Source organism: Streptomyces sp. NPDC055140, from assembly GCF_053607285.1.
Genome location: NZ_JBSGTG010000014.1, coordinates 155,786 through 169,285 on the forward strand (window position 1 = coordinate 155,786; position 13,500 = coordinate 169,285).

At 72.9% G+C, this 13,500-nt stretch carries 10 protein-coding genes; 8 read left to right on the plus strand and 2 right to left on the minus strand.

What is annotated here, in order from left to right; genetic code table 11:
* Positions 1-17 precede the first annotated feature (17 nt).
* Positions 18-1,475 carry a multicopper oxidase family protein gene (locus ACWFR4_RS25775; RefSeq protein WP_453458888.1) on the minus strand — a complete coding sequence of 486 codons (1,458 nt, stop codon included), beginning with the start codon at positions 1,473-1,475 and terminating at the stop codon, positions 18-20.
* A gap of 263 nt (positions 1,476-1,738) precedes the next feature.
* Here ACWFR4_RS25775 and ACWFR4_RS25780 point away from each other — a divergent pair, with 263 nt between their 5' ends.
* From ACWFR4_RS25780 to ACWFR4_RS25790, 3 genes are all read left to right on the plus strand, one after another.
* Positions 1,739-3,295, plus strand: a complete 1,557-nt coding sequence (locus ACWFR4_RS25780; RefSeq protein WP_453654732.1) for a SagB/ThcOx family dehydrogenase — start codon at positions 1,739-1,741, stop codon at positions 3,293-3,295.
* A 118-nt stretch (positions 3,296-3,413) separates the two neighbouring features.
* On the plus strand, positions 3,414-3,590 hold the full coding sequence (locus tag ACWFR4_RS25785) for a thiazolylpeptide-type bacteriocin (RefSeq protein ID WP_100591202.1): 177 nt from the start codon (positions 3,414-3,416) through the stop codon (positions 3,588-3,590).
* 68 nt (positions 3,591-3,658) lie between these two features.
* Positions 3,659-3,835: a thiazolylpeptide-type bacteriocin gene (locus ACWFR4_RS25790; protein WP_100591202.1), complete on the plus strand. Its 177-nt coding sequence runs from the start codon at positions 3,659-3,661 to the stop codon at positions 3,833-3,835.
* A 104-nt stretch (positions 3,836-3,939) separates the two neighbouring features.
* Here the strand turns inward: ACWFR4_RS25790 and ACWFR4_RS25795 are convergent, their stop codons facing one another.
* On the minus strand, positions 3,940-4,494 hold the full coding sequence (locus ACWFR4_RS25795; protein ID WP_326710669.1) for a DUF7010 family protein: 555 nt from the start codon (positions 4,492-4,494) through the stop codon (positions 3,940-3,942).
* Positions 4,495-4,699: 205 nt separating this feature from the next.
* On the opposite strand from ACWFR4_RS25795, the gene ACWFR4_RS25800 reads away from it, so the two are divergent.
* The 5 genes from ACWFR4_RS25800 to ACWFR4_RS25820 are packed head-to-tail and all read left to right on the plus strand — an operon-like array spanning position 4,700 to position 13,493.
* Positions 4,700-5,863: a hypothetical protein gene (locus tag ACWFR4_RS25800; RefSeq protein WP_453654734.1), complete on the plus strand. Its 1,164-nt coding sequence runs from the start codon at positions 4,700-4,702 to the stop codon at positions 5,861-5,863.
* A complete protein-coding gene (locus ACWFR4_RS25805; RefSeq protein WP_453458897.1) occupies positions 5,860-8,421 on the plus strand; it encodes a lantibiotic dehydratase in 2,562 nt (853 codons plus the stop codon). The genes ACWFR4_RS25800 and ACWFR4_RS25805 overlap by 4 nt, the downstream gene beginning before the upstream one ends.
* Positions 8,418-10,076, plus strand: a complete 1,659-nt coding sequence (locus ACWFR4_RS25810; protein ID WP_453458899.1) for a hypothetical protein — start codon at positions 8,418-8,420, stop codon at positions 10,074-10,076. The genes ACWFR4_RS25805 and ACWFR4_RS25810 overlap by 4 nt, the downstream gene beginning before the upstream one ends.
* Positions 10,066-11,994 (plus strand): TOMM precursor leader peptide-binding protein, encoded by a 1,929-nt coding sequence (locus ACWFR4_RS25815; protein ID WP_453654736.1) that lies wholly within the window; start codon positions 10,066-10,068, stop codon positions 11,992-11,994. The genes ACWFR4_RS25810 and ACWFR4_RS25815 overlap by 11 nt, the downstream gene beginning before the upstream one ends.
* Positions 11,991-13,493, plus strand: coding sequence for a nitroreductase family protein (locus ACWFR4_RS25820; RefSeq protein ID WP_453654738.1), 1,503 nt, complete (start codon positions 11,991-11,993; stop codon positions 13,491-13,493). Before ACWFR4_RS25815 ends, ACWFR4_RS25820 begins: the two co-directional genes overlap by 4 nt.
* Positions 13,494-13,500: the final 7 nt, after the last annotated feature.

Genomic DNA, 13,500 nt, shown 5'->3' on the forward strand with positions numbered 1-13,500 from the left:
TGTGCGGAATGGGCAGTTCAAGAGATCTTCATTTGCGCCATCATTCCCATGGCGCTGTGGTCGATCATGTGGCAGTGGTAGGGATAGACGCCCTTGTGCGTGTCGAAGGTGAGCTGGAGTCTGGCCGTCTGCCCCGGAAAGAGCAGCACGGTGTCCTTGAGGCCGGCCTCCGCCGGATAGACCGGCTGCCCGTCGCGTTCGAGAATGCGGAACTGCACCAGGTGCGTATGGAAGTTGTGCGGAATCGTGGTGCTGGTGTTCGTGACCGTCCAGACCTCGGTGTCGCCCCATTCGATGTTCGTGTCGATGCGGCCGGCGTCGAAGGTCTTTCCGTTGATGTAGGCCTTGTCGCCGGTGCCGGGCTCGTCCATCCGCAGCTCGAAGCTGCGCTCGACGGTCGGCTTCGGCAGGGCGGGCAGGGTGGTGAGGGCGTCGGGCACGCGGCTGGTGTCGGGTGTCTTCTCGCCGACGTCGAACCGCATGATCTGGCCGACGAGTTCGGTCGGTCCCGGGCCCAGCATGTTCTGGAGCGTGAGCTGGGTGCCGGGCGCGTACCTGGAGAAGTCGACGACGAAGTCGGCGCGTTCACCGGGGGACAGGACGAGGACCGGGGTGGCGGCGGGTGCCGGGAGCAGGCCGCCGTCCGAGCCGATCTGGGTGACCTGGCTGCCGTCGTTCAGACAGAGGATGAAGATGCGCAGGTTGCATGAATTGAGCATCCGGAAGCGGTACTTGCGCGCCTCGACCTTCATGTACGGCCACGGCGCGCCGTTGACCAGGATGGTCGTCCGGTTCTCCGCGTCGTCCATCGTGTAGACCATCTGGCCCGCTGCGTCGAACTGGGCGTCGCGCAGGACCAGCGGTACCTCGTAGCGGCCGGACGGCAGGCCGAGCGCGTCCTCCGCCTTGTCGCCGAGCAGATAGAGACCGGAAAGGCCCCGGTAGACGTGCTCGGACTCCATGTGGTGGGCGTGGTCGTGGGTCCACAGCGTGGCCCCGACCTGGTCGTTGGCGTAGACGTACGTCCTGGAGCGGCCCGGCGCGATCGTGTCCGTCATGCCGCCGTCGTGCTCCACGGGGTTGCTGCCACCGTGCAGGTGGACGGAGGCCGGCATGTCGAGGGCGTTGATCTGGCGGACCACCGCGGTGCGGCCCTTGCGGGCCCGGATGGTGGGGCCGGGAAACGTGCCGTTGTAGGTCAGCACGTCCGTGCGGGTGCCGGGCAGGATCTGGTGGCTGGTGCGGCTCATGGTGACCGCGTAGTAGTCGGCGGTGCTCGTTCTCCGGTACGGGGCGAGGACCTTGGGCACGGGCAGCGGGACCGCGAACGGCGTGACGGCCGGGGCGCCGGCCGCCGTTGCCGCGTTCGCGGATCCGCCCGACGTCAGTGTCTGGAAGAGCCCTCCCGCGGCGCCCACTGCGCCGACGGCACCGGTGGTGAGACCGAGGCGTATTGCATGACGACGTGTAAGCACGGCGGGGATTCCTTAACTGAGGTCGCTCGGCCGACGTGCCCGGCCGGATGGTGAATTCGTCTTCCGAGCATGCGGACATGGGCGCGGAATTCCGAGCGATCGACACGTCGTGGTGACGGGTGTCATGGCCGCCGATGGTGTACGTCACCGATTTCACGCGAGACAGGGGGAGGGGTTCCCGTTCGGCGTGACAGTGATTTCCGGAGTACGCCCTCAACCGCACGCGGTCTGGGCAAGTCGCCTCAAAGGAACCGGAGATCAGCATGCAGACCGAGAAGACGGCGAAATCACCGCCGCGCACCGCGCCCGCATTCCGCGCCGACGTCCGGGTCCTCTTCGACGGGGAGTCGGCGACTCTCGCGGGCCCCGCCACCTCGCTCACCCTGCGTCCGGTGCGCGGCGGCATCCGCACCGCGCTCGGCAGGCTCGCCGAAGGGCCGCTCCCCATGGGCGAGTTGCTGGACGGCCTGCGGGCCGCCGAGGCCGTCCAGGTGGAACGGCTCCTCGACCGCGCGGGCCATCTCGTCGCGCACAGCGTCCTCACCCGGGGCGGCCCCGCCGACCGCAGGGAGCTCCTGCGCATCGAGCCCACCGCGCGTGACGCCGAGCACCGGATCGCCGTGGTGGCGCCGGGCACGACCGTGCGCCTCTCCCGGTTCGCGTTCTGCCGTACCCGCGAGGGCGTACTGGTCCTGGAGTCGCCGCTCGTGAAGTTCCGCGCGGTGCTCGTGGACCGCGCGGCCCGCGAACTGGTCGCCGCCCTGGGCGAACCCGTCGCGGCCGGCGCGCTCGGCACCGGCCTTCGCGAGGACGACGCCCTCGACGCGCTGGCCCACCTCGTGGGCGCCGGCTTCGTCGAACCCGCCGACGAGAACGGCACGTTCGCCTCCGACACGGAGCCGACGCTGCGTCAGTGGGACTTCCATGACCTGCTGTTCCACTCCCGCATCCGCTCCGGGCGCTACGACGACGTGTTCGGCGCCGTCTACCCGTACCGCGGCGAGATCGACCCCCAGCCCGCGGTGAAGCCCGCCCCGGACGGACCGGCCGTGGACCTGTACCGGCCCACGCGTGAGGAGATCGCCGGTCGCGACCCGTCCCTCACCACCGCCCTGGAGACGCGCCGCTCCATCCGCTCCTACGGAGAGGGAGAGTTGACGACCGAGCAGCTGGGCGAGTTCCTCTACCGGGTCGCCCGCGTCCGCGCCCACTACACCCCCGAGGACGGCAGCGGCCGCGACGAGGTCGTCTCCCGCCCCTATCCCAGCGGCGGCCAGGGCTACGAACTCGAGCTGTACGTGACCGTGCGGCGCTGCGCGGGGCTCGACGCCGGCATCTACTACTACGACCCCGTCGCGCACCGCCTCGTCCTCGTCAACGACGCGGAGACGGACCGGGAGTCCCTCTTCCATGTGGCGTCACGCGCCACCGGGATGGAGGCGCGCCCCGACGTGCTCATCACCGTCACGGCGCGCTTCCAGCGCATGGCGTGGAAGTACCGCGCCATCGCCTACGCCACGACGCTGCGGCACACCGGTGTGCTCTACCAGACCATGTACCTGGTGGCGACGGCCCTCGGTCTGGCCCCGTGCGGCCTGGGCAACGGCGACGCCGACATGTCGGCCCGTGTCCTCGGCCTCGACTATCTGAAGGAGTCGTCCGTAGGCGACTTCCTGCTGGGCAGCCGCAGTCCCGACGACTCCGTGGCCGGCGATCCCGAGGCGGGCTGGGACATGCTCAACAGCCCGGAATGGTCGCTGCCGGTTAATTCCCCCGTGATAAATGTCAGCGAGGGGGCGCAAAGGCTGGCCACCGAATGACCGGCCGAGCATTATTAATTGCGCAGCCACCGGTTGCGGAAAGAAAAAAGACCCCCCGGAAATCTCCGGGAAGGTCCCTCCGGGGAATCCCCGGGAACTCCTGAAAGGAATTCATCACATGAGCATCAACGACATCAAGAACGGTGACGACGCGGAGAAGGCGTTCGACAGCTTCGACGTCGACGAGCTGGAGACCCTCGAGGTCGCCCAGGGCGTGGCCCTCCCGGAGATGGGTGCCTCCAGCGGTTCGATCGGCACCTCGTCGTCCTCTTCGTCGACCTGCTCCGCCTGCTGACTTCCCCTCACCCACCGCTCATCCACCCCGCGAAGCCACTTCGCGGAACACCGGAAGGAATTCATCACATGAGCATCAACGACATCAAGAACGGCGACGACGCGGAGAAGGCGTTCGACAGCTTCGACGTCGACGAGCTGGAGACCCTCGAGGTCGCGCAGGGTGTCGCGCTCCCCGAGATGGGCGCCTCCAGCGGTTCGATCGGCACCTCGTCGTCCTCGTCCAGCACCTGCTCCGCCTGCTGATCCACCGTTCCAAAGGATGCGCCCATCCAGCCGGGAGCTGGATGGGTACATCCTTTTGTGGGGCCTTTCTACGGGCCCCTCGTCGGGCCGCCGACATTCCTGCGTCAGCCCCGCACGGCGACGTGGAACGACGAGGCCCACAGCACCAGCGCGGCACCCAGGCCGACCACGACACGCACGGTCTCCATCGTCGTGCCGGTCGCGGCAACCACCAGGCCGGCCACCGCGACCGCGGTCAGGAACACGGCCGTCCACTTGTACTGCCACTGGTCGAAGAGGCGGGCGAGCGGGAAGAAGTGCAGGCCCACGACCAGGCAGATGCCGGGCGGGATCAGCTCCGGGTGGCCGCTCGCGTTCGACGCCGCGATCACCACGAAGATCGCCACCAGCTCGGCCATGTTCACCATGCCGACCCCGCGGTTCCACTTCTCCGGGAGCCGCACCATGCGCGAGGCCGGACCGGCCCCGCCGCGGAAGGCCAGGACCACCGCCACGACGGTCACCGCGGCGGCGAGCACGCCGACCGTCACCGAAACCCCCACGGCACTTATGCCGGAGCCGCCCGCAAAAGCCCACACCAGGGCAAAAACCGCGAGGACGATGGCCCCGCGGCGGCGCAGATTCTGCGTGAGTGCAAGGCACTCCGTGTCCGTAGTCATGGCCGGAGGGTACAGCGATCTTGGCGCCTGCCCGGCAGTTTTCGGCCAACCCGTCCGTGACTCGGCGGGCGCTCGTGTCACGAAAGCGGTGACGTATGTAAGAGGCCGCCGGACATTCCCTTTCCGGGTGCGGGTCGGCGCCACAGAATTCCAGTCAAAACATTCCGCAAGATCTGTTGAAGATTTCCTGGAAGGTGCGAAAAACATGGGGGTTGAAGCGCCGGAGCGCACTGCCGTGAAGCCGGACTCCGCCGGCCTGACGGGAGTGCGGCTCCACACACGGATGCCGGTGACACCGGCGTGGCTCGCCCGACACGTCGTGCCGGTCGCCCGCGCCCTGAGCGAACGGGGCGCTCCCGCCGTCCAGTTGAGGCGCGGCTGGCTGCACGGCCCGCACGTCGACGTCCTCGCCCTCGCGGTGCCGGGCGGCCCGGACTGGACCGAGGTCGCGGACCTCCTCGACGCCGGTCCGCTCGACCCGCCGCGCGCCCTGACCGAGGAGGCGTACCTGGAGCAGGCCCGCGAGTTCGGCCGGCTCGAAGCGGTGCAGCCGCCCTACCTCCCGCTGCACGAACACGGCGCCGTCTCACGGGTGAGCCCCGCCGACACGGCGTCCCGCGAGCCGCGCCTCGACCAGTTCCGCGCCGTCGTGCTCGGCGCTCTCAACAAGCCCCTGCTGCGCATGATCGACGGCATCGCGGCCGAGCCCGCCACCGCGACCGTGCGGCTCGCCGAGGCGTTCGCCGCCCTCGTCGACACCCACTTCCTCGGCCCCGCCTACGGGGTGTTCTCGCCCCGCTCCCACGTCGAGGCGTTCCTCGCCTGGGCCGCGCCCACCAAGGACGTCAGGCCCGTCTTCCAGGAACGGCTCGCCAAGGACGCGCCCCGGCTGCGTACCGTCGTCGAACAGCGCCTGTCCGGCGAGGTGTCGGCCGGCGCCGCCGAGTGGCGGACCGCGTTCGCGTACAGCTCCGGCGCCCTGGAGAGCGCCGTCGCCGCCGGGACGCTCACCCTCGACCTGCTCGACTCCGTAACCGACGGCGTGGACCGCAGCGAGATGGGCCCGCCCGGAGCGACGCGCGTCGTCCCGCAGGGCGACCAGCCCGACAGCGACTTCCACCGCGCCGTCGGCGAGTCCGGAGTGGTCGCCGACCCCTCCCGCTGGTTCGCCGCATTCCGCCTCCTGACGAACCTCTTCTACGAGCAGCTGCCGCTCCTGACCGTCTCGCCGATGCAGCGCTACTACATGTGCTTCGCCATCGCCGAGACCGTCGACGACGTCCTCGGCGTGTCCTGGCAGGACCGCCTCAACGACCGCCGGGACCGCATGGCCGGCGCGGCGGCCGACCCGACGGGAGTCACGCGATGACCGGCCCGACCACACCCGAGTCCCTCTGGTTCCTGCGGGTCAACCCGCTGCGCCGCACCCGCCTCGCCGACCCGGCCCAGCGCCGCACCCTCGCCGAACTCGCTGCCGCCGAAGAGGTGTTGAGACAGGCCGCCGACGCGTGCTCCGACGAGCTGTACCACCGCATCGGCGCCGCCGCCGACGACGCCGAGCGCCGCGACCTCATCGCGCTGCGCCGCTCCATCCACAACGGCCGCGCACCCAAGAAGCCGCCGGCCCCCACGCCCGCCGTCACCGAGTGGCTGGCCGCACGGGACACCAGGGAGCGGCTGCGCGACGCCGTCGTCGAGGGCTACACCGAGGCCGCCGACCGCGAACGGGCAGGCCTGGCCGCCCTGTTGGGCGACGACGACCTGCTGCGCTCGCTCGCCCTGGTGGCACCCGAGGTCCACCAGGAGGCCGAGCGCTACCGCGCCGCCGTCCTCGGCCCCGGCAAGGTCTCCGCCCGCACCCGCAAGTCCGAGCGCGGCCTCATCCAGTACGTCACCCGGGCCATGGTCCGCACCAGCCCGTTGTCCCGGTTCACCGCCGTCGGCATCGCGGAGCCCGACCCGGCCGGGGTCGACCCCGGCGACGTCCCCTTCGAGGGCGCCACCGCCTTCCCCGGGCTCGACCGCGTCATGCTCGGCTACGTGCTCGGCGGGCTCCCCGCCGCCGACACCGCCGACCTCACGGACCTGTGGGTGGGCATCCCGCCCACGTCCGCGCCCGACCCCGAGTCCGGCAAGCTGTTCTTCCTGCGGCTCACCGACGCGGGCATGCGCCGGCTCGCCGTACCCCTGGACGGGCCCGCCGGTGATCTCCTCGACGCTGTGTCCATGGGGCCGCGGCTCTTCCCCGCCGTCGTCGCCCACGTCGCCGAACGCGCCGGCATCCCGGCGGAGGCCGCCGACAAGCGCGTACGGCAGGCCGTGGGCCAGGGCCTGCTGTGCACCTTCCACGAGGCCGAGGACGGCTCCGCCGACTACGACGACCTCCTCACCCCCGACGACCCGCGCGCCACCACCCTCGCCGCCGGGATCCGCGCCGGACTGCCCCGCCTCGCCGACGCCGCGGCGCCCGAACGGGGCGGTGTGCTCGCCGAGTTGCGCGGCGACCTCGGCAAGCTGAGCCACCTCGCCGGGCGGCCCGCCCAGATCACCGTCGAGGAGGACTACGTCATGCCGCCGCTGAAGGTGGCGACCCGGCAGTGGCACAAGCCGCTCGCCGACCTCGGCCCGGCCGTCGAGCTCCTGTCCGTCTTCGACTGGCTGCACGATGTACGCGTCCTGATGACGGCCGCGTTCGTCGAACGGTTCGGCGCCGGGGCCAACATCCCGCTCGCCGCGAACGCCGCGTTCGTCGTCGGCGAGGTGTCCCGGCGCGCGGCCGCCATGGACGCCGTGTACGGGCCGCACGGCACCGGCGACCCGTCCGCACTCGCGGGCATCGGCCCCGCCGACGGCTCCCTGGAGCGCATGTACCTGCTGCGCCGCGAGCTCACCGAGGCCGTCCACGCGCGTCTGTCGAAGACCGTCGACGCCGGCGACGACACCCTCGTCCTCACCCCCGACGACGTGGCGGGCCTGACCGCGTCCCTGCCCGACCGCTTCCGCCAGGACCCCCTCATCTACGGCGTCCTCCTCCAGGAGGGCGACGGCAGGCTCGTCCTCAACGACGGACTGCCGGGCCACGGCATGCTCTACGCCCGCTTCCTCGACGCCGACCGCCGCATGGGCGGCCGAGCCCTGCCCCGTCTCGCCGGACACCTCCAGAGGGAGTACGGCTTCGACGGCGCCCGCGTCACCGAGGACCTGGGCCTGCACCGCCTCAACGTCAACGCGCACGCGCCGATCCTGCCCGGCGGCCTCACCCCCGAGGACTGGTTCACGCTGCGCCTCGCGCACGACCCGGACACCGACACGCTGCGCGTCGAGGACGCAGACGGCGCGCCCCTGCGCGTCCTGCCGCTCGGTACGGGCCACCCCGGCCTGTTCCCGCCGCCCCTGTCCGTCGCCTCGGGCCTCGCCATCAGCGGCCGCCTCTTCAACAGCCTGCCCAACAGCTGGCACGCAGCGACGCCGTGGGACCGCGCCACCACCAGGACCGCGCCCCGCATGGCCGTCGGCGACGTCCTCATCGGACGCCGCCGCTGGTACGGCGGCGACGAACTCACCACCGCCGTCGCCGCGGGACCCGACGAGCACGACCGACTGCTCGCGCTCAACGCGTGGCGCGCCCGGCACGGCGTCGCCGAAGAGGTCGTCATCAAGAACGCGCCCGAGGACGAGGGACCCCTCTCGGTGGGCGCCCCCGACGTGCAGTCCAAGCGGCTCCAGCAGAAGCCGCAGTACGTCGACCTGACCAGCGCCCTGAGCGCCCGCGTCCTGCCGCGCATGCTCGACCGGCGCGGCGCCGACGGCTGCTACCTGGAGGAGGCGCTGCCGTCCGTCGTCGACGGCACGCACGCCACCGAGTGGGTCGTCGAGGTCGGCCGCGACGCCGGCGGCCGCTTCACCTACCGAGGGGGACAGGCATGACCGACGCCAAGCTCAAGGCCCGCCCGGACCTGCACTTCGCGCCCGTGCCCGGCGGCGTCTACCTCAGCGGCACGCGCGGGCAGGTCGTCCTGCGTGGCTCCGACGTCCTGCACGCCGTGGCCGAGGGCTGCGTCCCTCTCCTGGAGAACGGCGCGACCGAGGACGAACTCGTGGCCGAACTCGGCACCGAGCGTTCCCGGCCCGCCGTACGCCACCTCGTCGGCAAGCTGCGCGACGCGGGACTCCTGCTCGACCCCGACGCGTTCACCGCCCCCGAGCCGTCCGCCGAGGAGCGCGCGCCGCACGCGGAGTCCGTCGCCCGTCTCGAAGCCCGCCTCGACGACCCGTACGCCGCGTTCGCGCGGCTGCGCGCCGCCCGGGTCCTCGTCACGGGTCCGCCCGAGGCGACGGGCCCGGCGGCGCGCGGGCTGCGCCGGGCCGGGGTGGGGGAGGTGACGGTCATCGAGGCGTCCGATGCGTCTGACCACGTGTGCGAGGGCGCTGACGCGGTGCTGGAGATCCGGACCGCAGCCGGTGACGTACGGGTTGAACTCCCTTCTGTGAGGCACCACTTGGCGGTGTTCCTCGGTGACACGGCCCATGTCGTCGGACCCGTTCTCGCGGGCGGTCCCGAGGGCGCCGAGGCGCACGTCGCCTTCCGTGACCGGGCCCTGTCCTGGACGGACGAAGGCGACGGGCCCGTGCCGCGCCCGGTCGCCGACGCCGTCGCCGGGGCCCTCGCGGGGCAGCTGCTCATCGACACGCTGACAGGGACGGCGGACGCGGGCGAGGCCCACGTCGTGCACGGGGCGGACCTGGTCTCCGACCGGGTGACCGTCGGGGGAGCCCGCATGGCGGCCGCGACCGGCCGGCCGGGCTCCCTCCTCGCCGGCGTCCCCTCGACACCGCTGCCCGAACCCGAGGACGCGCGCGAGTCGGCCGTGGCCCTCGCCGGACGCTGGACCGGCCTGTTCGCCTACACCGCCGACGAGGACCTGCCGCAGATGCCGCTCGCGCTGCGCGCCGTGGAACAGCGCGGGGAGCGTGCGGGCACGGTCGTCGCCTGGGGACCGCATCAGGAGGCCGCGACCGTCGCCGCCGCGCTGCTCGCCCTGCGGGACCGCGTCGCGGGGGCAGCAGCCGGGCTGACCGAGGAACACTGGCTGCTCGACGGGGCGTTGCGGCTGCTGGCCCCGCGCGCGGTGGAGCTTGCCGGGGCCGACGCGACGCCCGACGCCGAAGGTGAGCGCATCCTGTCCGCCCTCCGGCAGCTCGTGGAGGGCGAGCCCCGGCTCGCGCTGCGTCACGTCCCCGGCGTCGACTGGCGTCTCGCCGAGGTCGCCACGGCGGCCGGTGAACTCCTCGGCGCAGGCTGGGGATCCACCCCCGAGGAGGCGCTGCGCACCGCCCTGCGCGAGGCCGTCGCGCACGCGCAGACGACCCGGCACGGCCAACTCTCCACGGACGCCCTGCTGTTCGCCGATCCGGCCGCCGTCGGCGCCCTGCGCGCACAGCTCGTCGCCCACGCCGACACCCTCGGCGTCGCCTTCATCGGCCACGCCGTCGCCGCGGACCCGGTGCTCGGTGAAATCACCTTCTGGTACGGGCCGGTCGAGGCCGCAGAACGCACGCGGGAGACCCACCATGCACAGTGACACGGCGGACACGATCATCGCGCGGGGCGCCCCCGACGCGTACGACGACGAGATCTGGCGGGACGTCTGCGCCGGGCTGAGCGCCCCGGCCGTCGCGGACGGCGCGAGCGTCTCCGTCCGGCGCGGCTGGGACCTCGGCTGGGAACGTCAACACCTCGACACCGCACGGGAGTCGGGCCGACCGCATCTGTCCGTGCGCGTCCACGGCGACGAGGTCCTCGTCGGACCGCTGTGGGCGCCGGGCACCGATGCCGGGTGCGCGGGCTGCGCCGAGGTGCGCGAGCGCACCGTCGTCGACCACCCCCTGGTCGGCGACCTCACCCGCGCGGCCGTCGGCCCCGCGCCGTCCGAGGCGCTGCTGCCCGAACTGCTCCGGGCGTCCCTGGAGCATCTGGCGCGGCGGCCCCTCGGCCCCGGCGAGCTCTACGCCGTCTCGGCGCGCGGCCTGCGCCGCCACCGCGTCGCCCGCAGTTTCCACTGCCCGCTGTGCGGCCCGGAGAAGGGTGAACTCGCCGCCGCGGAACAACCGTTGCCGCTTGCGCTGCGGAACCGGCCGGCTTCCCCGGGCGACCCGACCCGATCCGGCGACAGCCGTCTCGTCGAGCGTGGCCTGCTGCGCGAGCGCCTCGTCGACGACCGCTTCGGCCCGGTCCGCGCCATCCTGCGCGAGTCCCGCACCCCGTTCGCGATGAGCATGGCCGTCGTGCCGGACGCGCCGGCGATGGGACACGGCCGCGCCAGGACGTTCGCCGAGACCGAGCCGGTCGCCGTCCTGGAGGCGTACGAGCGGCTCGGCGGATTCCCGTACGACACCCCGGTCCTCACGGATCGCGCGTACACGGACGTCGCCGAGCACGCCGTGGACCCGGCGACCCTCGGCCGGTACACGGACGAGCAGCTGGCCCACCCGACGAGCCGGGTGACCCCGCACACGGCCGACACCCCGATGGACTGGGTGTGGGGCCACGACCTCGACGACGGGCGGGCCCTGCTCGTCCCCGCCGACCACGCCTTCTACCAGTACGAGTACGCGTTCCGCAGGGACCGGCGCGCCGCGAGAGCCGTCGGGCCGCACGAGCGCAAGCACTACTTCTACGAGTCGTCCAGCGGCTGCGCCGTCGGCGCGAACCTCGAAGAGGCGGCGCTGCACTCGCTGTTCGAGCTGGCCGAACGCGACGCGTTCCTGACCTCCTGGTACCGGGCCGCGCCGCTGCCCCACATCCCGGAGAGCTCGATCACCGACCCGACGAGCCGTGCCATGATCGAACTGATCCAGGCGCGCGGCTTCGACATCCATCTCCTGGTCGCCACGCGGGACATCGCGCTGCCCGTGGTCTGGGTCCTCGCCGTCAACCGCCTCGACCCGTTCCCCGCGACGTTCTCCTCGGCCGGATCCGGGGCGGACCCGCAGTCCGCGATCCGCGGCGCCCTGCGCGAGGTCGCCCAGCTCGTCACCAACCCGGTCGACTGGACCAGGGAACAGGTCGAGGCCATGGCCGAAGACCCCTGGCTGGTCCAGGAGTTGGAGGACCACGTCCGGTTCTCCTCGATCCCCGAGACGCGCGAGCGGGCCACGGCCGCGCTCGGCGGCCCGAGCGTCACCCTGGACGAGGCGTTCCCCGACTGGCCGCGACGCCTCGCCGACGCGTCGGGCAGCGATGTGCGGGGCGCCCTGGACTTCGTGCGCTCCCTGTTCGCCGACGCGGGCCTCGACCGGATCGTCCTCGTCGACCAGACGAGCCGCGAGCACGCCGACGCGGGCATCCACGTAGCGCGCGCGGTCGTCCCCGGCATCCTGCCGATGTGCTTCGGCCATGCACAACAGCGCCTCGCGGGCCTGCCCCGCCTGGACGCGGCCCTGCGCGGCACGGCCCAGGAGCACCGGACGTCCCCCTACGACCCCCACCCGTTCCCGTGACGGCGCCCGCGCCGGCCCGGCGTTCCCCCGTGGAACTGCCGGGCCCCGAAGGCGACAACAGCATCGCGCGCGAACCCCTCTGGTACGCGTACGGCGCCGGCGCCGACCGGCCCGAGCCGCCCCCGTGGACCTGGACCCCGGAACCGCCTCCGGACACGCACGTCCCGCCCGAGCCTCCGCGCGAGGGCGCCCCGCGCGAGACCCTCCCCCTCGGCACCGTCGACCTGCTGGAGGCCATGCCCTACCCCGCGCTCCCGCCGCCGCGCGACGTGCCGGACCGCCTGGCCCGCGCGCTGATCACCGCGTTCGGCCCGCAGCGCCGCGAGCCCGAGAACCCGTACAACGACCACCGCCCCTACGCCTCCCCGCGCTGCCTCTTCCCCGTGCACGCCTTCGTGGCCGGGGGCAGTGGCGGGGCGCCCTGGCGTGTCCTCGATCCCGGCCGGCACGCGCTGACCGGTGAGCCGGGCGGAGGCGCGCCGCGCCGGATCGCCCTCACCGGCCGCTACACGTCGATCCCCGCCGCCTACAAGTGGTTCAGGGGCTCGCTGGTCGCGCTCGAACTCGGCATCGTGCTGCGGGCGTTGGGCGTGGGCTTCGAACTGTTCGACGTACCCGCGCGGCTTTCGCTGCCCGGGCCCGACGGGCATGAACTCCTCGGGGACCTCGGGCTCGACCCGGCGTGGGAGTGGTCGCTGCCGCTCACCCTCGACGTCGGCGACCCGGCCCCGGTCCTGCCCGTACGGCGTCGCGCCGCCGTCCCCGACCTGCGCGACCCGTCCCTCGCCGACCTCGTGCGCGTCAACCGGCAGCAGACGTACGACAGTTCACCCGTACCGGTCGGGCGCGCGATCCCGCGGGACCTGCCTCTCTCGCGCACCGTCCCGAACTGGGCGGAGCTTCTGTGGCAGCGGCACTCCGGGCGCATGCCCCGCGCCCTGCACGGCATGAGCGGCCGCCGCGCCCGGCTCCCCGCCGAGGCGTTCGACACCGCCCTGCGGTGGCTCGCCGTCCCGCCCCCGGGGCCCGACCTCGCGGCGGCCTTCGACGCGGTGAACATCACCGCCGTCGTCCAGGGCGTCGACGGGCACGAGGACGGGGTCCACCGCGTGGTACCGGGCGGCGCCCGCCTGCTGCGCGCCGACCCGGAAGCGCCCGCCCGCCTGGAGGAGCACTACGGGTACGGCGTCTCGCCCGTCAACGGCTGCCGCATCCGGCACGCGCCCATGACCGTGTTCTTCTCCGTGCGCCCCCGCGACCTGTTCGCCCGCTCGGGCCCGGCCGGGTGGGGCGCCGCACAGCACGCCGTCGGCTGGGCCGCCCATGGCCTGTGCCTCTCGGCGGCGGCCTCCGGCCTCTTCGCCCGGCCCGTCCGCGCGTTCAAGGAGATCCCCACCCAGCGCGTCCTCGGCCTCGACCCGGACGAGACGATCGTCCTCTCCGTCGTCGTCGGCGCCCCGCAGGACTCGGGCGGCGCACTCCTGGACCTGCGGCTGTGACCGTCCA

Bases quoted from the DNA above. Each gene is read 5' to 3' on its own strand.
- ACWFR4_RS25780 (WP_453654732.1), top strand. From the start codon at position 1,739: ATGCAGACCGAGAAGACGGCGAAATCACCGCCGCGCACCGCGCCCGCA.
- ACWFR4_RS25785 (WP_100591202.1), top strand. From the start codon at position 3,414: ATGAGCATCAACGACATCAAGAACGGTGACGACGCGGAGAAGGCGTTC.
- ACWFR4_RS25790 (WP_100591202.1), top strand. From the start codon at position 3,659: ATGAGCATCAACGACATCAAGAACGGCGACGACGCGGAGAAGGCGTTC.
- ACWFR4_RS25795 (WP_326710669.1), bottom strand. From the start codon at position 4,494: ATGACTACGGACACGGAGTGCCTTGCACTCACGCAGAATCTGCGCCGC.
- ACWFR4_RS25800 (WP_453654734.1), top strand. From the start codon at position 4,700: ATGGGGGTTGAAGCGCCGGAGCGCACTGCCGTGAAGCCGGACTCCGCC.
- ACWFR4_RS25805 (WP_453458897.1), top strand. From the start codon at position 5,860: ATGACCGGCCCGACCACACCCGAGTCCCTCTGGTTCCTGCGGGTCAAC.
- ACWFR4_RS25810 (WP_453458899.1), top strand. From the start codon at position 8,418: ATGACCGACGCCAAGCTCAAGGCCCGCCCGGACCTGCACTTCGCGCCC.
- ACWFR4_RS25815 (WP_453654736.1), top strand. From the start codon at position 10,066: ATGCACAGTGACACGGCGGACACGATCATCGCGCGGGGCGCCCCCGAC.